General features: G+C 69.4%; 18 protein-coding genes. 9 read left to right on the top strand and 9 right to left on the bottom strand.

From position 1 onward, the window contains the following. Together ACFYUZ_RS06820 and ACFYUZ_RS06825 are read right to left on the bottom strand one after the other, a co-directional pair. Positions 1-1,083 carry an inositol-3-phosphate synthase gene (locus tag ACFYUZ_RS06820; RefSeq protein ID WP_389306801.1) on the bottom strand — a complete coding sequence of 361 codons (1,083 nt, stop codon included), beginning with the start codon at positions 1,081-1,083 and terminating at the stop codon, positions 1-3. A 48-nt stretch (positions 1,084-1,131) separates the two neighbouring features. Then, a complete protein-coding gene (locus ACFYUZ_RS06825) occupies positions 1,132-1,812 on the bottom strand; it encodes a PadR family transcriptional regulator (RefSeq protein WP_030685747.1) in 681 nt (226 codons plus the stop codon). Between the two features lie 371 nt (positions 1,813-2,183). Here ACFYUZ_RS06825 and ACFYUZ_RS06830 point away from each other — a divergent pair, with 371 nt between their 5' ends. Next, positions 2,184-4,934 (top strand): transglycosylase domain-containing protein, encoded by a 2,751-nt coding sequence (locus ACFYUZ_RS06830; protein ID WP_389306802.1) that lies wholly within the window; start codon positions 2,184-2,186, stop codon positions 4,932-4,934. A gap of 125 nt (positions 4,935-5,059) precedes the next feature. Then, positions 5,060-6,565, top strand: a complete 1,506-nt coding sequence (locus ACFYUZ_RS06835) for a glycosyltransferase family 87 protein (protein WP_389306803.1) — start codon at positions 5,060-5,062, stop codon at positions 6,563-6,565. Between the two features lie 85 nt (positions 6,566-6,650). Here the strand turns inward: ACFYUZ_RS06835 and ACFYUZ_RS06840 are convergent, their stop codons facing one another. From ACFYUZ_RS06840 to ACFYUZ_RS06850, 3 genes are all read right to left on the bottom strand, one after another. Next, the gene (locus tag ACFYUZ_RS06840; RefSeq protein ID WP_389306804.1) at positions 6,651-7,682 is read right to left on the bottom strand and encodes an alanine racemase; all 1,032 of its coding nucleotides are present in this window, start codon (positions 7,680-7,682) and stop codon (positions 6,651-6,653) included. A 73-nt stretch (positions 7,683-7,755) separates the two neighbouring features. Continuing rightward, complete coding sequence (locus ACFYUZ_RS06845; RefSeq protein ID WP_030685738.1) at positions 7,756-8,874, bottom strand: peptidoglycan bridge formation glycyltransferase FemA/FemB family protein; 1,119 nt, start codon at positions 8,872-8,874, stop codon at positions 7,756-7,758. Positions 8,875-8,993: 119 nt separating this feature from the next. Beyond that, entirely contained in the window at positions 8,994-9,296 is a 303-nt protein-coding gene (locus ACFYUZ_RS06850) for a hypothetical protein (protein ID WP_123453608.1), read from the bottom strand. 285 nt (positions 9,297-9,581) lie between these two features. Between ACFYUZ_RS06850 and rpsF the strand changes: the two genes are divergently transcribed. The 4 genes from rpsF to rplI all read left to right on the top strand — a co-directional run bounded on the left by rpsF (position 9,582) and on the right by rplI (position 11,289). Further along, entirely contained in the window at positions 9,582-9,872 is a 291-nt protein-coding gene (rpsF, locus tag ACFYUZ_RS06855) for a 30S ribosomal protein S6 (protein WP_015034882.1), read from the top strand. A 74-nt stretch (positions 9,873-9,946) separates the two neighbouring features. Next, positions 9,947-10,531: a single-stranded DNA-binding protein gene (locus ACFYUZ_RS06860; protein ID WP_123453610.1), complete on the top strand. Its 585-nt coding sequence runs from the start codon at positions 9,947-9,949 to the stop codon at positions 10,529-10,531. A gap of 56 nt (positions 10,532-10,587) precedes the next feature. Then, entirely contained in the window at positions 10,588-10,824 is a 237-nt protein-coding gene (rpsR, locus tag ACFYUZ_RS06865) for a 30S ribosomal protein S18 (protein ID WP_005315025.1), read from the top strand. Positions 10,825-10,842: 18 nt separating this feature from the next. Further along, the gene (gene rplI / locus ACFYUZ_RS06870; RefSeq protein ID WP_030685731.1) at positions 10,843-11,289 is read left to right on the top strand and encodes a 50S ribosomal protein L9; all 447 of its coding nucleotides are present in this window, start codon (positions 10,843-10,845) and stop codon (positions 11,287-11,289) included. Between the two features lie 149 nt (positions 11,290-11,438). Here rplI and ACFYUZ_RS06875 read toward each other — a convergent pair whose 3' ends face one another. Next, on the bottom strand, positions 11,439-12,776 hold the full coding sequence (locus ACFYUZ_RS06875) for an MATE family efflux transporter (protein ID WP_389306805.1): 1,338 nt from the start codon (positions 12,774-12,776) through the stop codon (positions 11,439-11,441). A 423-nt stretch (positions 12,777-13,199) separates the two neighbouring features. Here ACFYUZ_RS06875 and dnaB point away from each other — a divergent pair, with 423 nt between their 5' ends. After that, complete coding sequence (gene dnaB, locus ACFYUZ_RS06880) at positions 13,200-14,681, top strand: replicative DNA helicase (protein WP_190155405.1); 1,482 nt, start codon at positions 13,200-13,202, stop codon at positions 14,679-14,681. A gap of 52 nt (positions 14,682-14,733) precedes the next feature. Continuing rightward, positions 14,734-16,116 (top strand): serine hydrolase domain-containing protein, encoded by a 1,383-nt coding sequence (locus ACFYUZ_RS06885; RefSeq protein ID WP_389306806.1) that lies wholly within the window; start codon positions 14,734-14,736, stop codon positions 16,114-16,116. 53 nt (positions 16,117-16,169) lie between these two features. On the opposite strand, the gene ACFYUZ_RS06890 is transcribed toward ACFYUZ_RS06885, so the two are convergent. The 3 genes from ACFYUZ_RS06890 to ACFYUZ_RS06900 form a co-directional block, all read right to left on the bottom strand. Next, positions 16,170-16,622 (bottom strand): GNAT family N-acetyltransferase, encoded by a 453-nt coding sequence (locus ACFYUZ_RS06890; protein ID WP_389306807.1) that lies wholly within the window; start codon positions 16,620-16,622, stop codon positions 16,170-16,172. Positions 16,623-16,667: 45 nt separating this feature from the next. Beyond that, positions 16,668-17,126: a MarR family winged helix-turn-helix transcriptional regulator gene (locus ACFYUZ_RS06895; protein WP_389306808.1), complete on the bottom strand. Its 459-nt coding sequence runs from the start codon at positions 17,124-17,126 to the stop codon at positions 16,668-16,670. Positions 17,127-17,213: 87 nt separating this feature from the next. Further along, positions 17,214-18,077, bottom strand: a complete 864-nt coding sequence (locus tag ACFYUZ_RS06900; RefSeq protein WP_389306809.1) for a GNAT family N-acetyltransferase — start codon at positions 18,075-18,077, stop codon at positions 17,214-17,216. A 113-nt stretch (positions 18,078-18,190) separates the two neighbouring features. On the opposite strand from ACFYUZ_RS06900, the gene ACFYUZ_RS06905 reads away from it, so the two are divergent. Beyond that, positions 18,191-18,844, top strand: coding sequence for an HAD family hydrolase (locus ACFYUZ_RS06905; RefSeq protein WP_389306810.1), 654 nt, complete (start codon positions 18,191-18,193; stop codon positions 18,842-18,844). Positions 18,845-18,932 lie beyond the last annotated feature (88 nt).

Raw genomic sequence — 18,932 nt, forward strand, 5'->3', positions numbered from 1 at the left:
TTAGCGCTCGACCTCACCCTTGATGAACTTCTCGACGTTGGCCAGGGCCTCGTCGTCGAAGTACTGCACCGGCGGGGACTTCATGAAGTACGAGGAGGCGGAGAGGATCGGGCCGCCGATGCCGCGGTCCTTGGCGATCTTCGCGGCGCGCAGGGCGTCGATGATGACACCCGCGGAGTTCGGGGAGTCCCACACCTCGAGCTTGTACTCCAGGTTCAGCGGGACGTCGCCGAACGCGCGGCCCTCGAGGCGGACGTACGCCCACTTGCGGTCGTCCAGCCAGGCCACGTAGTCCGAGGGGCCGATGTGGACGTTCTTCTCGCCCAGCTCGCGGTCCGGGATCTGCGAGGTGACGGCCTGCGTCTTCGAGATCTTCTTGGACTCCAGGCGCTCGCGCTCGAGCATGTTCTTGAAGTCCATGTTGCCGCCGACGTTGAGCTGCATCGTGCGCTCGAGACGGACACCGCGGTCCTCGAACAGCTTCGCCATCACGCGGTGCGTGATGGTCGCGCCGACCTGCGACTTGATGTCGTCGCCGACGATCGGGACGCCCGCCTCGGTGAACTTGTCGGCCCACTCCTTGGTGCCGGCGATGAAGACCGGGAGGGCGTTGACGAAGGCGACCTTGGCGTCGATGGCGCACTGGGCGTAGAACTTCGCCGCGTCCTCGGAACCGACGGGCAGGTAGCAGACGAGGACGTCGACCTGGCGGTCCTTGAGGATCTGGACGACGTCGACGGGCTCCTCGGCGGACTCCTCGATGGTCTGGCGGTAGTACTTGCCGAGACCGTCGAGCGTGTGCCCGCGCTGGACCGTGATGCCCTTGTTCGGGACGTCGCAGATCTTGATGGTGTTGTTCTCGCTGGCGCCGATGGCGTCGGAGAGGTCGAGGCCGACCTTCTTCGCGTCGACGTCGAAGGCGGCGACGAACTCGACGTCACCGACGTGGTAGTCGCCGAACTGGACGTGCATCAGGCCGGGCACCTTGGTCGCCGGGTCGGCGTCCTTGTAGTACTCGACGCCCTGAACCAGCGAGGCGGCGCAGTTGCCCACGCCGACGATGGCTACGCGAACCGAACCCATTCCGGTTGCTCCCTGTGTGATCGTGGAAGCCCTGCTGTACGCAGGGTTTCACTTGGCGGTGTCGTCGGACGGATCCGGCCGGGTACTGCCCCCGTGCCGGGGCAGGCCGCCCGTTTCTCCAGAATCGTTGTCGTGCCGAGCGGGGGCGTCGGAGCCGGATCGCTGATCCCGCCCTGCCCGCTCGCTCTCGATGAGCTCGTTCAGCCAGCGCACTTCGCGCTCCACGGACTCCATGCCGTGGCGCTGCAGCTCAAGCGTGTAGTCGTCCAGGCGCTCGCGCGTCCGGGCCAGGGAGGCGCGCATCTTCTCCAGGCGCTCTTCCAGCCGGCTGCGACGACCCTCGAGGACGCGCATCCGCACCTCGCGCTCGGTCTGTCCGAAGAAGGCGAAGCGCGCCGCGAAGTGCTCGTCCTCCCAGGCGTCCGGGCCGGTGTGGGAGAGGAGCTCCTCGAAGTGCTCCTTACCTGCCGGGGTCAGCCGGTAGACGATCTTGGCCCGGCGTCCTGCGAGTGACGCGGCGAGGGCCTCCTCGGGGGCGCTGCCCGGCTCCTCGATCAACCAGCCGTTGGCGACCAGCGTCTTGAGGCAGGGATACAGCGTTCCGTAGCTGAAGGCCCGGAAGACGCCCAGCGAGGTGTTGAGGCGCTTCCGCAGCTCGTACCCGTGCATGGGGGCCTCGCGCAGCAGGCCGAGAACGGCGAACTCGAGGATGCCGGAGCGTCTGCTCATCCGTCGCCTCCTCCTCCGCCTTCGGGGCCCTTATGCCGTGCTGATGTATCGACTCGATACATCAGCACGATAGAACGGCCTCCCTGTCTCGACAAGCGGGACCGCCGTGACCGGCGTCACATCGCCAATTCATGGCGATCGTCTTGCCCGATTTGGGGTGAACTCCGGCTCTAGGCGGGTTTTGGCCGTGCGTAGTCTGTGCGGCATGCAGATCACCGGGAACCGAGCGATGCCGTGGGGCGTCAGTGTTGCGGGTGACCGGCTGCGGTACGGGGGGACCTCCGATGGGGTTCCCGCGTGCGCATTTCGGGGGGACCGGAACTCAACTGCCGCTTCCAGGCGTACGCGCCTGCCCGAGGAGTAGTCGTTCGATGAGCGAGCATCGTCGCAAAATGCCGCCGCAGCAGCCGCCGACGGGCGGGCGCGCGGCGGCACGGCGCGCTGCCCAGCAGCCGATGGGCCGCAGGTCGGCCCCGGCCCATGACGTCGGTATGGAGGCCCCTTCGGCCTCGTACGGACCTCCTTCCTCCTACGGGGAGGAGCAGCGTCCCTACGGAGGGCGCGCGGAGGCCCGTCGGGCCGCCCAGCGCGGCAGCCGTCGCAGGGGAGCCGATTCCGGCCACGGTGGCCCCGGCGGCCCCGGTGGGGGACGGCGCGGTGGCGGTGGCGGCGGTCGCGGCGGCGACCCGGGACGCGGCGGTGGCGGCGGCCGCCCGCCGGGCAAGAAGCGGCTCATCGACTACCCGCGCCACAACAAGTACGGCTGGCGTCGCTGGATGCCGTCGTGGAAGCTCGTGACGGGCACGTTCCTGTTCTTCGTGGCGAGCCTGATGGGCGCCGCGACGATCGCGTACTCGAAGGTGGAGGTCCCCAAGGAGGCCGACACCGCGAAATCGCAGAACAACATCTACTACTGGGCCGACGGCTCCCGCATGGTCGCGACGGGCAGTGGCACCAACCGCCAGATCGTCCCGTTCGCGGACATCCCGAAGTCCATGCAGAACGCGGTGATCTCGGCGGAGAACAAGACCTTCTGGGACGACTCCGGTGTCGACCCCATGGGCATCGCCCGCGCCGTGTGGAACATGGCCAAGGGCGGCGAGACCCAGGGTGGCTCGACGATCACCCAGCAGTACGTGAAGAACAACCGCCTCGACGACCAGTCGCAGACCATCACCCGGAAGGTGAAGGAACTCTTCATCTCCATGAAGGTGGGCAACGAGGTCGGCAAGGACCAGATCATGGCCGGCTACCTGAACACCTCGTACTACGGGCGTGGTGCGTACGGTATCCAGGCGGCGGCCCGCGCCTACTTCAACAAGGACGTCGGCAAGCTCAACGCCAGCGAGTCGGCGCTGCTCGCCGCGGTGCTGAAGGGCGCGACGTACTACGACCCCGCCGGCTACCCCGAGATCGACCCCAAGGCCACGGCCGAGGCGAACACCAGGCGGGCCACCGAGCGGTGGAGCTGGATCCTCGACGAGATGCAGAAGGACGGGCACATCTCGGCCGAGGAGCGGGCGAAGTACACCACCTTCCCCAAGGTCCAGCCGCCCCGGAAGAGCGCCAACCTGAGCGGTCAGATCGGCTACCTGGTCTCCACCGCCGACCAGAACATGAAGAACCAGTTCGGGATCACCGAGGAGCAGCTGCAGCGCGGGGGCTACGAGATCTACACCACCTTCGAGAAGAAGAAGGTGGACAAGATGGAAGCCACGATCAAGAACGTCATCAAGGAGAACATCGACCCGAAGAAGCGGCCGAAGACGGACACGCACGTCCAGTTCGGCGGCGCTTCGGTCGACACGGCGACCGGGAAGATCGTCGCCCTCTACGGTGGCGTCGACGCCACCAAGCACTTCCGCAGCAACGCCGACAGCACCGGCGCCCAGGTCGGATCGACGTTCAAGCCCTTCGTGCTCGCCGCCGCGATGAAGGACGGCGTCCGTGACAAGAACCTCGGCCCGGACCAGGACGCGTCCGAGCGCACGATCCTCGACCCGGACAAGAGCCTCTACAACGGCAAGGACGACCTGACGATCCGCAAGTACAACGGGGAGATCTGGCGCGACGACAACGGGGACGAGTGGAAGCAGAGCAACGACGAGGACGCCAGCTACGGCCCCATCTCGCTGCGCTACGCCATGATCAAGTCCGCCAACTCGCCGTACGTGCAGCTCGGCATGGACGTGGGCATCGACAAGGTGCGCGACGCGGCCATGAGGGCCGGCCTCCGCGAGGAGTCCCTCGTCAAGGGCGAGTTCCCCTCCTTCTCCCTCGGTGTCTCCAGCCCGAGCGCCATCCGCATGGCCGGGGCGTACGCCACCTTCGCCAACGAGGGTGAGCAGAACGACCCGTACTCCGTCGAGATGGTCAAGCGGAGCGGCGTCGTCATCAACAAGCACCAGGCCAAGCCCAAGACGGCCTTCAGCCCGGCCATCGCCAACAACGTCACCGACGTGCTGCGGTCCGTCGTGGACGACGACCGGGGCACCGGTCGCAAGGCGCGCATCCCGGGCCGCGCGGTGGCCGGCAAGACCGGTACGACCGACGACAACATGTCGGCCTGGTTCGTGGGCTACACGAAGCAGCTGGCGACGGCGATCGACATGTACCGCTTCGACGACGACGAGACGAAGCAGGGCCGCAAGTTCGAGAAGATGTACGGCACGGGTGACCAGCCGACGATCCACGGTTCGTCGTTCCCCTCGCGCATCTGGCGGGAGTACATGACGGAAGCCGTGGAGGGCATGCCCGTCGTGGACTTCCCGGAGCCGGAGAAGCTGGAAGGCGCCAAGCCCGTCTTCGGCGGTGGTGCCCAGAGCCCGACGCCGACCCCGACGGCCACCCAGACGCCCACCGAGTCGGCGACGCCGACGACGACCCCCCCGGCGACCCCGACGACGACTCCCCCGGCGAAGCCGACCAAGTCGCCGAAGCCGGGCAAGACGACCTGCGACATCTTCGACTGGAACTGCAACAACCCGGGAGGCGCGGGCGGCAACACCGGGCAACCCACCACGACGCCACCCACCACCGAGCCGACGCCGACGGACTCGCCGACGGACACCTCCGGCGGCGGGAACGGCAAGCCCGGGGGCGGCGGGAACTGGGTCCCCTGATCCCTTCGCCCCGGCGACGGTCCGGGCACGCCCCGAGGGCCGCCGCGGCCGCTCCGTACCTTCCGTACGGACCGGCCGCGGCGGCCCTCGCCGTTTTCCCGGAGACGTACGGCAGGATGTCCCCCATGCCGAGCCTCCAGAAGTCGAGCGCGCCGCAGGACCGCTCGCAGACGGTCATCCCCACCCACCGGGACAAGGTGGCCGCAGCGGGCAGCGAGCTGATCGGCGGCCCCTACGGACGCCGGGCGGTGTCCGGCACCGGGCAGCTGACGCCGGTGCGGGTGATCGCCCTCGTGGCCCTCGGCATGTACGCCCTCGGCATGGTGCAGAAGCTGCCCTGCTACAACTGGGCCTGGTTCCGGGGCACGACCTCCCAGTACACCCACGCCTGCTACTCGGACATCCCGCACCTCTTCGTCGGGCGGGGCTTCGCCGAGGGCCTGGTCCCGTACTTCGACCGGCTGGGCGGCGACATACCGTTCCTGGAGTACCCCGTCCTGACGGGACTCTTCATGGAGGTCGCGGCCTGGCTGACGCCCGGCGGCGGCGAGACCAGCCAGCAGGAGCAGTCGTACTGGCTGGTCAACGCCGGCATGCTGATGGTGTGCGCGGCCGTCCTGGCGGTCTGCGTGGCCCGGACGCACCGCCGGCGCCCCTGGGACGGTCTGCTGGTCGCCCTCGCGCCCTCGGTCGCCCTCACCGCCACGATCAACTGGGACATACTGGCCGTCGCGCTGACCGCCGCCGCCGTCCTGATGTGGTCGCGGAGCCGGCCGCTGGCCTTCGGGATCCTGCTGGGCCTGGCCACCGCCGCCAAGTTCTACCCGATACTGCTCCTCTGCCCGCTGCTGCTGCTCTGCTGGCGGGCCGGGAAGTGGCGGGCGTACGGGATCGCGGTGCTCGGCTTCCTGGGTTCCTGGCTGCTCGTGAACCTGCCCGTGATGCTGCTCGCGCCGGAGGGGTGGAAGCAGTTCTACCTCTTCAGCCGGGACCGGAACGTCGACTTCGGCTCGATCTGGCTGCTGGTCAGCCAGCGGACCGGAGACGTGATCACGCCGGGCCGGGCCAATCTGTACGCGTTGCTGCTGATGGCGGTGGCGGTTGCGGGCCTCGCGTTCCTGGCGTTCACGGCGCCCCGCAGGCCGCGCTTCGTCCAGCTGGCCTTCCTGATCGTCGCCGCGTTCGTGCTGACGAACAAGGTCTACTCGCCGCAGTACGTCCTGTGGCTGGTCCCGCTGGCCGCGCTCGCCCGGCCCCGCTGGCGGGACTTCCTGGTCTGGCAGGCCTGCGAGGTCGTGTACTTCGTCGGCATCTGGACGTACCTGGCGTTCACGGGCAGCGGCAACAAGCAGGGCCTGCCGGTGGACGGCTACCAGTTCGCGATCGTCCTGCACCTGCTCGGCACGCTGTACCTGTGCGCGATGGTCGTCCGCGACATCCTGGCCCCCGAGAAGGACCCGGTCCGGCAGGAGGGTGCGGACGACCCCTCGGGGGGTGTCCTGGACGGCGCCGAGGACGTCGCCGTGGCGGGCAGGGCGGCCCACCCGGCCCGGCACGCCGCCCCGGCCGTGGAGGAGGGGCAGCGGGTGCGCTGGGGCACCACCGACGACCCCTGGAGCGTCCCCGAATAGGCCGCACGGCGATCACCCCCGGGAGCTCCGCTCCCGGGGGTGATTCGTTTCGGCAGGCTCTGCCGGGCGATGCCCTCCGGCCGGCTCAGCGCTCGACGAGACGGTCGAACTGCGTCGTGGTGTGGCGCAGATGCGCCACGAGCTCGTCGCCCACCCGGGGCTCCTGGGCGTCGGCCGGCACGAACAGGATCGACACCTGCATGTGCGGCGGCTCGGCGAACCAGCGCTGCTTCCCGGCCCAGACGAAGGGCGAGAGGTTGCGGTTGACGGTGGCGAGGCCCGCCCGGGCGACGCCCTTGGCGCGCGGCATGACGCCGTGCATGGCCTTCGGGGCCTCCAGGCCCACACCGTGGGAGGTGCCGCCGGCGACGACGACCAGCCAGCCGTCCGACGCGGCCTTCTGCTGGCGGTAGCCGAACCGGTCGCCCTTGGCGACCCGGGTCACGTCGAGGACGGCGCCCCGGTACTCCGTGGCCTCGTGGTCGCCCAGCCAGAGCCGGGTGCCGATCCGGGCGCGGAAGCGGGTCTGCGGGAACTGCTGCTGCAGCCGGGCCTGCTCCTCGGCCCGCAGGTGGCTCACGAACATGGTGTGCAGCGGCAGCCGGGCGGCCCGCAGCCGGTCCATCCAGGCGATGACCTCCTCGACCGCGTCGGTGCCGTCCGGGCGGTCCAGGGGCAGGTGGAGGGCGAAGCCCTCCAGACGGACGTCCTCGATGGCGGTGTGGAGCTGCGGGAGCTCCTCCTCGCGCACGCCGTGCCGCTTCATCGAGCTCATGCACTCGATCACGACCCGGGCGCCCACCAGGGCGTGCACGCCGTCCACCGACGACACGGAACGGATCACCCGATCGGGCAGCGGAACCGGTTCCTCGCCCCGGCGGAAGGGGGTGAGGACCAGCAGGTCGCCACCGAACCAGTCCTTGATCTTCGCGGCCTCGTACGTGGTGCCCACGGCGAGCATGTCGGCGCCGAACCGGGCCGCCTCGTCGGCGAGCCGCTCGTGGCCGAAGCCGTACCCGTTGCCCTTGCACACCGGAATGAGTCCCGGGAACTGGTCGATGACGGTCTTCTGGTGCGCCCGCCAGCGAGCGGTGTCGACGTAGAGGGAGAGCGCCATGGCCGGCCCGGAACCTTTCTGATGGCAGCGGTGGGTCAGAGGTGTGTACGAGACTACGAAGCCTACGGAACGGTCAGCGGCGCGACATGTAGATGTCGAGCGCCTTGTGCAGCAGCTTGTTCAGCGGGAAGTCCCACTCGCCGACGTACTCGACTGCCTCGCCGCCCGTGCCCACCTTGAACTGGATGAGTCCGAAGAGGTGGTCGGTCTCGTCGAGCGAGTCGGAGATGCCCCGCAGGTCGTAGACGGTCGCGCCCATGGCGTACGCGTCGCGCAGCATCCGCCACTGCATCGCGTTCGAGGGCCGGACCTCGCGGCCGATGTTGTCGGAGGCGCCGTAGGAGTACCAGACGTGCCCGCCGACGACGAGCATGGTCGCGGCGGAGAGGTTCACACCGTTGTGGCGGGCGAAGTAGAGCCGCATGCGGTTGGGGTCCTCGTTGTTGAGGACGGTCCACATGCGCTGGAAGTAGGAGAGCGGGCGCGGCCGGAAGTGGTCGCGGACGGCCGTGATCTCGTACAGCCGCTGCCACTCGGCCAGGTCCTCGTAGCCGCCCTGGACGACCTCGACACCGGCCTTCTCGGCCTTCTTGATGTTGCGGCGCCACAGCTGGTTGAAGCCCTTGAGGACGTCGTCGAGCGAGCGGTTCGCGAGCGGGACCTGGAAGACGTAGCGGGGCTGCACGTCGCCGAAGCCGGCGCCGCCGTCCTCGCCCTGCTGCCAGCCCATCTTCCGCAGCCGGTCCGCGACCTCGAAGGCGCGCGGCTCGATGTGGGTGGCCTCGACGTCCTTGAGGCGCTTGACGTCCGGGTCCTGGATGCCGGCCTTGATGGCGGCCGAGTCCCAGCGGCGGATGACCACCGGCGGGCCCATCTTCACCGAGAAGGCGCCCTGCTGCTTGAGGTGCGCCAGCATCGGCTGCAGCCAGTCGTCGAGGTTGGGCGCGTACCAGTTGATGACCGGCCCCTCGGGCAGGTAGGCGAGGTAGCGCTTGATCTTCGGCAGCTGGCGGTAGAGCACCAGTCCGGCGCCGACGAGCTCGCCGGACTTGTCGAACCAGCCGAGGTTCTCCGAGCGCCACTCGGTCTTCACATCAGCCCACGCCGGGACCTGGCAGTGGCTCGCGGCGGGCTGGCTCTGGATGAATGCCAGATGCTGCTCACGGCTGATGGTCCTCAGGGTCAGGCTCATGCGGGGCGCTCCTCGGCAGGTGTGTCCCCATCGGTCAGGGGCTCCGGCTCTCGCGCCGAAGCCTACTGTGACCGGAGAGCGCCCCGAATGGGTGTGTGTGCGCCGACGCGCGGTCGGTCTCAGCCGAAGAGGCCGCCGTGCGCCATTCCGAGGTAGAAGCCGACCGCCGAGGCGCCGAGTCCGATGATCATCAGGAAGCGCTCGCGCGTCGTCACGGAGATGAACTGTCCGTACGCGCCGGTCAGGATGCCGATCAGACCCGACCAGGAGCTCAGCAGGTGCAGGTTGTGGAACTGCGCCGTGACGAAGGCGAGGATCCCCAGGACCAGCGTCACGCCCATCAGGGCGTCCTGGAGCGGGTGGGGTTTGCCGTCGGTCGCGAAGAGCGAGTGGCCGGGGTCGGGTCGCATTGCCTGTGCCATGGGGCACCTCCTGGCGTGGCTACCGGAAGGCGGCGCATCCTAGCGCCGCCCACATCCGTTGTGTACAGATTGCGTCCCCTCCCGGGGGAATTTCAACCGCAGGCAGATGTGCGGGTACTCTGTACAGCTGCGCCGGTGTCTGCCCAGGTCCCTCCGGGATCCCCGACAGCGCTCCTCGCTCGCCGAGGGGGACTGTCAGTGGCGGCGGATACCGTTGCTCACGCATCACGACCCTCCTGCCACGGAACGACCGTGGCCGCTGAGTCCAAAGGAGGTGGGTTCCACATGCGTCACTACGAGGTGATGGTCATCCTCGACCCCGATCTCGAGGAGCGCGCTGTCTCCCCGCTGATCGAGAACTTCCTCTCCGTCGTCCGTGAGGGCAACGGAAAGGTCGAGAAGGTCGACACCTGGGGCCGTCGTCGTCTCGCCTACGAGATCAAGAAGAAGCCCGAGGGCATCTACTCGGTCATCGACCTGCAGGCCGAGCCTGCGGTCGTCAAGGAGCTCGACCGCCAGCTCAACCTGAACGAGTCGGTCCTCCGGACCAAGGTCCTCCGTCCCGAGACCCACTGAGCTTCTAGCTCAGAGGTCATCGGGTTCGAGTAGCAACACAGCAGCCAGAAGCAAACCCGCCGAGAGGTTCCCCCATGGCAGGCGAGACCGTCATCACGGTCGTCGGCAATCTTGTCGACGACCCCGAGCTGCGCTTCACCCCGTCCGGTGCGGCGGTCGCGAAGTTCCGTATCGCGTCCACCCCCCGCACCTTCGACCGTCAGACCAACGAGTGGAAGGACGGCGAAAGCCTCTTCCTCACCTGCTCGGTCTGGCGTCAGGCGGCGGAGAACGTCGCCGAGTCGCTCCAGCGAGGCATGCGCGTCGTCGTGCAGGGCCGGCTGAAGCAGCGGTCCTACGAGGACCGTGAGGGCGTCAAGCGCACGGTCTACGAGCTGGACGTCGAGGAAGTCGGCCCCAGCCTCAAGAACGCCACGGCCAAGGTCACCAAGACCACCGGTCGCGGCGGCCAGGGTGGATACGGCGGCGGCCAGCAGGGCGGCGGCGGTGGCGGCTGGGGTGGAAACTCCGGCGGCGGTGGCCAGCAGGGCGGCGGCGGTGCTCCCGCCGACGACCCGTGGGCGACCGGCGGCCCCTCCGGCGGCGGCCAGCAGGGCGGCGGCGGTGGCGGCTGGGGTGGAAACTCCGGCGGCGGCTACTCGGACGAGCCCCCCTTCTAGGGCACGCCCTCGAAGCAGCTCGTACCCCCACTTCTTGATCACACAGGAGAAACACCATGGCGAAGCCGCCTGTGCGCAAGCCTAAGAAGAAGGTCTGCGCGTTCTGCAAGGACAAGACCGCGTACGTGGACTACAAGGACACGAACATGCTGCGGAAGTTCATTTCCGACCGCGGCAAGATCCGTGCCCGCCGCGTGACCGGCAACTGCACGCAGCACCAGCGTGACGTCGCCACGGCCGTGAAGAACAGCCGTGAGATGGCGCTGCTGCCCTACACGTCCACCGCGCGATAAGGGAAGGGTGACCGAAAAATGAAGATCATCCTCACCCACGAGGTTTCCGGCCTCGGTGCCGCTGGCGACGTCGTCGACGTCAAGGACGGCTACGCTCGCAACTACCTGGTCCCGCGCGGTTTCGCGATCCGCTGGACCAAGGGTGGCGAGAAGGACGTGGCGCAGATCCGCCGCGCCCGCAAGATCCACGAGATCGCGACCATCGAGCAGGCCAACGAGATCAAGGCCCAGCTCGAGGGCACGAAGGTGCGCCTGGCCGTTCGCTCCGGCGACGCCGGCCGTCTCTTCGGCTCCGTGACCCCGGCCGACATCGCCTCGGCGATCAAGACCGCGGGTGGCCCCGACGTCGACAAGCGTCGCGTCGAGCTCGGCTCGCCGATCAAGACCCTGGGCTCGCACCAGGTGTCCGTGCGTCTGCACCCCGAGGTTGCCGCGAAGCTCGGCATCGAGGTCGTCGCCGCGTAACGCTGCCCTCGGCAGTCTGCGCTCAGCAGTGAGGAAGGGCCGCACCCCTCGGGGTGCGGCCCTTCCGCTGTCTTCGTCCGCTTCTCCTTCGTCTGCTGCTTTCCTGTGCCGCTTCTCCTTCTGCGGTTTCACGTGAAACGGGTGGGCCCTCAGCGGGTGGCGCCCGTGACGATCCAGCGGCCGGAGCGCATGCGGAACCAGAGGGTTCCCATCCGGACCGTCATCATCAGGGTCATCGCCCACCAGAGCGCGGTCAGTCCGCCGCCGAGCGCCGGGACCAGGAGGGCGACCGGGGCGAAGACCGCCAGCGTGAGCAGCATCGCCCAGGCCAGGTAGGGGCCGTCTCCCGCGCCCATCAGGACGCCGTCGAGGACGAAGACGACCCCGGAGACCGGCTGGGAGAGCGCGACCACGAGCAGGGCCGGGAGCAGGGTGTCCTGCACGGCGGTGTCGCCGGTGAAGAGCGGCACGAACAGGGGCCGGGCGACGATGAGCAGCGCGCCGAGCACCGCCCCCGAGAGCACGCCCCACTGGACCATGCGGCGGCAGACCTGGCGTGCCCCGTCGGCGTCGTCCGCGCCGAGGTAGCGGCCGATGATGGCCTGGCCCGCGATGGCGATCGCGTCGAGCGCGAAGGCCATGAGGCTCCACAGGGACAGGATGATCTGGTGGGCGGCGACCTCGGCGTCCCCGAGCCGGGCGGCGACGGCCGTGGCGATCATCAGGACCGCGCGCAGGGAGAGCGTACGGACCAGGAGGGGGACGCCGGCCTGGGCGGAGGCGCGTATGCCGGCCGGGTCGGGGCGGAGGGAGGCACCGTGGCGCCGGGCGCCTCGTACGACCACGACGAGATAGGCGACGGCCATGCCGTACTGGGCGATGACCGTGCCCCACGCGGAGCCGGCGATGCCCAGGCCGGCGCCGTAGACCAGACCCGCGTTGAGCGCGCCGTTGGCCGCGAAGCCGGCGATGGCCACATAGAGCGGTGTGCGGGTGTCCTGGAGGCCGCGCAGGACGCCGGTGGCGGCCAGGACCACCAGCATGGCGGGGATTCCGAGGCTGGAGATCCTGAGGTAGGTGACGGCGTACGGAGCGGCGGTGTCCGAGGCGCCGAAGACGTCGACGAGCCCCGGTGCCGTGGGCAGGGTCAGCGCCACGACGGCGGCGCCGAGGAGGAGCGCGAGCCAGATGCCGTCCATACCCTGCCGGATGGCGGCCTGGAGATCGCCCGCGCCCACCCGCCGGGCGACGGCGGCCGTGGTGGCGTAGGCGAGGAAGACGAAGACGCTGACGGCGGTGGAGAGCAGTGCCGCGGCGATCGCGAGGCCCGCGAGCTGAGGTGTGCCGAGGTGCCCGACGATGGCGCTGTCGACCATGAGGAACAGCGGCTCGGCGACGAGTGCGCCGAACGCCGGCAGGGCGAGGGAGACGATCTCGCGGTCGTGCTGTCGGCGGACGGCCTTGGAGGTCGCGGGGGCCTGAGTCATGAGCTCAATCTAATCTTCCACAGGTAAGTGATGCAATGCATTGGCGATCCTTACTTGGGGCTGGCGCGGGGCTTCGGGTGTGGGCCGTTTGTTCTGATCTTGGTCCCGGTGGACAACTTTTTCTCCCCCACAGCCCGTGGATGGGAAAAGTGCAGGTCAGATGGGTGAGGGCGGGGGTGTTATGAGTTTGTCCACATGGCTGTCCCCCGCTCCGTGCACAGGATCTGGGGAGTTCTCCACAGCATCTGGCCCGTAACCCACAGGGCCTGTGGATAACCAGATTGGCTGGGGCTCTCCACAGGCCTACCGTGGTCCGGCGCCCGACGCGCCAGAAGCGGTCGCGAAGCCACTCGTCGATCAAGGCGTGGCATAAGAAAGAGTGGCACGGCGAGGTCCGCGGAGCGGACGGGAGGAGGTGGCTTGGTGAGCGTTCCCGAGCCCATGGACGACCCCTGGGCCGACAGCGGACCGAGCGACCGGCTGCCCACCCGTACCCGTGGCGAGGGACGCGGCCGTGGCCGCGGCCGCGACGACCAGCACGAGCGGGGCGGAGACGGTCCCTGGGACGGCGGGCTCTCCGCCTTCGAACGCGTTCCCCCGCAGGACCTCGACGCCGAGCAGTCCGTCCTCGGCGGCATGCTGCTCTCCAAGGACGCCATCGCGGACGTCGTGGAGATCATCAAGGGCAACGACTTCTACAAGCCCGCGCACGAGACCGTCTACGCGGCCATCCTCGACCTCTACGCCAAGGGCGAGCCGGCCGACCCGATCACGGTCGGCGCCGAGCTCACCAAGCGCGGCGAGATCACCCGCGTCGGCGGCGCCTCCTACCTCCACACCCTGGTCCAGTCGGTCCCGACCGCGGCCAACGCCTCGTACTACGCGGAGATCGTCCACGAGCGCGCGGTCCTGCGCCGCCTCGTGGAGGCCGGCACCAAGATCACGCAGATGGGGTACGCGGCCGACGGAGACGTCGACGAGATCGTGAACTCGGCCCAGGCAGAGATCTACGCCGTCACCGAGCAGCGCACCACCGAGGACTACCTGCCGCTCGGCGACATCATGGAGGGGGCGCTCGACGAGATCGAGGCGATCGGCTCCCGCAGCGGCGAGATGACCGGTGTGCCCACCGGCTTCACGGACCTCGACTCGCTCACCAACGGACTGCACCCGGGCCAGATGATCATCATCGCGGCCCGTCCCGCCATGGGTAAGTCGACCCTCGCCCTGGACTTCGCCCGGGCGGCCTCCATCAAGCACAACCTGCCCAGCGTCATCTTCTCCCTCGAAATGGGCCGCAACGAGATCGCCATGCGTCTCCTCTCGGCCGAGGCCCGGGTCGCGCTCCACCACATGCGCTCCGGCACGATGACCGACGAGGACTGGACGCGACTCGCCCGCCGGATGCCGGACGTCTCCCAGGCCCCGCTGTACATCGACGACTCCCCGAACCTGTCGATGATGGAGATCCGCGCGAAGTGCCGCCGGCTCAAGCAGCGCAACGGCCTGAAGCTCGTCATCATCGACTATCTGCAGCTCATGCAGTCGGGCGGTTCCAAGCGGCAGGAGAGCCGTCAGCAAGAGGTCTCCGACATGTCGCGAAACCTGAAGCTCCTCGCCAAGGAGCTGGAACTGCCGGTGATCGCGCTCTCCCAGCTGAACCGTGGTCCCGAGCAGCGCACCGACAAGAAGCCGATGGTCTCCGACCTGCGTGAGTCCGGCTCGATCGAGCAGGACGCCGACATGGTCATCCTGCTGCACCGCGAGGACGCCTACGAGAAGGAGTCACCGCGCGCGGGCGAGGCGGACATCATCGTGGGCAAGCACCGTAACGGTCCGACGGCCACGATCACCGTGGCCTTCCAGGGCCACTACTCGCGTTTCGTGGACATGGCCCAGACCTGACCCGAGGAAAACGGATCAGTACCGCGGGCGACATTCGCGTTGGATGGGCTCCATGACGACATCTTTCGAAACCCTGTTGCCCGGTACCGAGCGGGCTCTGCTGCACCGCGTCGCTGTCGCCCAGTCCGAGGGGCGGGCGCCGTCCTTGGTGGGGGCGGTGGTCCGTGACGGAGCGTTGGTCTGGAGTGGTTCGCGCAGCTGCGTGGACGGCCACGCGCCGGACGCCGACACCCAGTTCAGGATCGGGTCCATCACCAAGGTGTTCACCGCCGTCCTGGTGATGCGGCTCCGGGACGAGGGCCTGCTCGGGCTCGACGATCCGCTGGAACGCCATCTGAAGGGAACGGGCGTCGGCGAGGTGACGATCGCCCAACTCCTGGGCCACACCGGCGGTCTCGCGGCCGAGACGCCCGGCCCGTGGTGGGAGCGGTCCTCGGCCGCCCTGCGCCCCGAACTCTCCGACGTCCTGGGGGAGCAGCCCTTCCTCCAGTCGCCGGGGCGCCGGCACCACTACTCCAACCCCGGCTACACGCTGCTGGGTTCGCTGGTCGAGGCGGTCCGGGGGGTGTCCTGGGAAGAGGCGCTGCGGCGCGAGATCCTGGATCCGCTGGAGATGGGCCGTACGACGGTCGATCCCGTCGCTCCGCACGCGGGTGGCTGGGCGGTGCACCCCTGGGCCGACGTCATGCTGCCCGAGCCGTCCGAGGACCTCGGTCTGATGGCGTCGGCCGGGCAGCTCTGGTCGACGGCCGCCGACCTCGCGCGCTTCGCCGCCTTCCTCGCGGCCGGGGACGAGCGGGTGCTCGCCAGGGCGTCCGTCGAGGAGATGCGCGCCCCGGCCTCTCCCGCCGGGGAAGGCGACTGGGAGGGGAGCTACGGGCTCGGTCTCCAGCTGGTGCGCAAGGACGGCCGCACCCTGATCGGCCACAGCGGCTCCCTCCCGGGTTTCGTCGCCTCCCTGTGGGTGAGCGTGGAGGACGGCCTCGCGGGCATCGCCCTCTCCAACGCCACCTCGGGGCCCCTGGTGGGGGCCGTGGCCGCCGATCTCGTGCGGATCGTGGCGGAGGCGGAGCCCAGGTTCCCGGAGCCGTGGCGCCCCCTTCCCGAGGCCGAGGTCGACGAGGAGCTGCTGTCCCTCACGGGGCCCTGGTACTGGGGCACGTACGCCTATGGGCTTCGGCTCGGTCCCGAGCGGAGCGTGGTGCTCGAACCGCTGCGGGGTGCCGGGCGATGGGCCCGGTTCCGGGCGCTGCCCGAGGGCGGCTGGGTCGGCCTGAACGGCTACTACGCGGGGGAGACGCTCAGGGCGGTGCGGCGCGCCGACGGCAGTGTGAGCCATCTCGACCTCGGCTCGTTCGTTTTCACGCGGGAGCCGTACGAGCCGAAGGACGCGGTTCCGGGCGGTGTGGACGAGGCGGGCTGGCGCGGTCTCTGAGCGATTGTGGGGTGTTTCACGTGAAACCGTGCTGTTTCACGTGAAACCCGTCCTCAGAGGCTCTTCTTGAAACCCACGTGGGAGGCCTCGAAGCCCAGACGCTCGTAGAAGCGGTGGGCATCGGTGCGGGTGACGTCGGAGGTCAGCTGGACGAGCCGGCAGCCCTGGCGGCCCGACTCCTCGACAGCCCATTCGATGAGCTGCGTTCCGAGGCCGCTGCCGCGCTCGTCGGCGTGGATGCGGACGCCCTCGACGATCGAGCGGGTGGTGCCCCGTCGGGAGAGTCCCGGGATGATCGTCAGCTGGAGGGTGCCGACGACCCTGCCCTCGCGGACGGCCACGACGACGTGCTGGTTGGGGTCGTTCGCGAGGCGCTCGAAGGCGACGAGGTACGGGGCGAGGTCGTCGGGGGACTCGCGCTGTGCGCCCAGGGGGTCGTCGGCGAGCATCGCGACGACGGCCGGGAGGTCCTCCGCGGTGGCGGGGCGTATCTCAAGATCGCTCATGCCCCGCAGCGTAACGCCGGGGCGCTCCTGCCCCGGCGTTCGGGCTCACACGGGCACGCCCACGCCCTCCACGACCTGGACCAGAGGGGCCAGCTCGGGGTTCTTCGCGGCTTCGTCCAGGGCCTCGCGCAGCGCGCTGTCGTTGGTGGGACGGGCCTCTTCGAGGAGCTTCTGGCCGGCCTCGGTCACGTCGGTGTAGATGCCGCGCCGGTCGGTGGCGCAGAGGTACCGGGTGAGCAGACCGCGGTCCTCCAGGCGGGTGACGAGCCGGGTGGTGGCGCTCTGACTGAGCACGACGGCGTCGGCGACCTGCTTCATCTGGAGGTGGCCGCCGGGGCCGCTGTGCTGGCGGCTGAGGACGTCGAGCAGCGAGTACTCCCGCACGCTCAGACCGTGGCCGGACTCCAGGGCGCGCTCGATGTGGGACTCGATCCTGCCGTGCAGCAGGGAGAGGGCGCACCAGCGCTGGGCGAGCGCGGTGAGTGCGGGGTCCGTCGCGGTCATGTCTCTCCTCGGTGTCTCCTCGGCGCCGGTGCGGCTCTCGGCCCAGGGTAGACGAAGGGACGAAATAATGGGCGTCTGCAAGTAAATCTATCCGGCGGCGACCGTCAGGGGAGCGAAGCGGCGGCGCCAGTCGCCGGGGAGATCGGACAGGGAGCGGATCATCACCGACGTGGTGGCGATCGTGTCGATGCCGTTCTCCTTCGCCCAGCTCAGCAGGGAGGCGTGCCGTACGTCGATGTCCGTGCGCAGCGGTCGGTCGGTGGCGGCGGCCAGGGAGGCGATCAGGGCCTTCGCCGTGCCCGGGTCCCGGGCGAGCAGGGGGCCGATGACATGGGTGTCCATGTTGGGCCAGGCGGCCGCGAAGCCGGTGATCCCGCCGTCCTCCTCCGCGACCCTGAGGTGATCCGCGAAGGCGGGGAGCCGGGCGATGACGTGGGTGCGGTCGAGACCGAAGACCTCGTGGTCCAGGCGCAGGATCGCCGGGAGGTCCTCGGCCGTCGCCGGACGGACCGGAACGTCCGGGGCGGGTGCGGTGAAGGTGAAGCGTCCGCGCACCATCTCGGACCGGCCGGTCTCGGTGAAGCCCAGCTGTTCGTACAGGGGCTGCCCGTTCGCCGTGGCGTACAGCGTGAGCGGGGTGTCCCCGGCCTCCGCCAGGACGTGCCGCATGAGCCGGCGTCCCACGCCCTGGCGTGCGTACCGCTCGGCGACGAGCACCATGCCGATCGCGGCGAGGCCGGGGCCGTACGAGGTGACCACGCAGCAGGCGGCGAGGCCCGGAGCGTCGGGATCGTCGATGCCGTAGCCGGTGCCGGCGGCGAGCAGCAGGCCCCACTTGTGTTCCTCGCGCGGCCAGCCCCGGTTCTCGGAGAGATCGGCGCAAGCGAGAAGGTCCTCCGAGGTGAGACGCCGGACCGGGAGCTGTGTGAGGGAGGCGGGGGAGGTAGGCATGCCTTTCAGGCTGTCCGACGCGGCGATCTTCCGTCCACCTCTTTACCGGATCCGGCCGACCTCTCCGGCCGATACCCGAGGAGCCGTTGATTCCGTCGGGTGGCACCCGGACGATGTTTCACGTGAAACCCCGAACGCGACGACTGCACCTCTTCGACCTCGACGGCACCCTGATCAGGGGCTCGGCCGCCGCGGTGGAGATCTCCCGGCAACTGGACCTGATGGAGGAGATCGCCGCCCTGGAAGAGGGATTTCTGCGGGGGCTCACGCCGGACGAGTTCGCCGTCCGGGCCCGCGAGCTGTGGTCCGCGCTCACCCTGGAGCAGGTCGCGGCGGCCTTCGAGGGAGCGCCCTGGCTGGCGGGCATCCGCGAGGTCTGGGCGGACATCCGGGCGCGGGGAGACCTCTGCGCGGTCATCTCCCTCTCGCCCGACTTCTTCGTCGAGCGGCTTCTCGACTGGGGCGCCGACTCGACCCACGGGTCGCTCTGGCCGGCGGTCCCCTTCACCGAGCCGGTCCACCGGCCGGGCATTCTCGACGCGCGCGCGAAGGTGCGCATCGCGAGGGAGCTCTGCGCGGGGTACGGGGTGGACCCCGCCGACTGCGTCGCGTACGGGGACTCGATGTCCGACGCGGAGCTCTTCGCGATCGTGCCGGAGACGGTGGCCGTGAACGCGGACCACCATCTCGCCGGGCTCTCCCGCCACAGTTACTCCGGGGGAGACCTGCGCGAGGCCTACGCCCTGGTCCGAAACAGCGCAGCCTAGCCAGAAAACCGGGCCTATGGCCCGAGAACGCCACTTTCGGTCCGAAGCGCCGGTGGGAAGCGTCATGCTGCGGTCACGGAAGCCGGCC

It is taken from the genome of Streptomyces sp. NPDC004266 (genome assembly GCF_042874095.1).
Classification (GTDB): domain Bacteria; phylum Actinomycetota; class Actinomycetes; order Streptomycetales; family Streptomycetaceae; genus Streptomyces.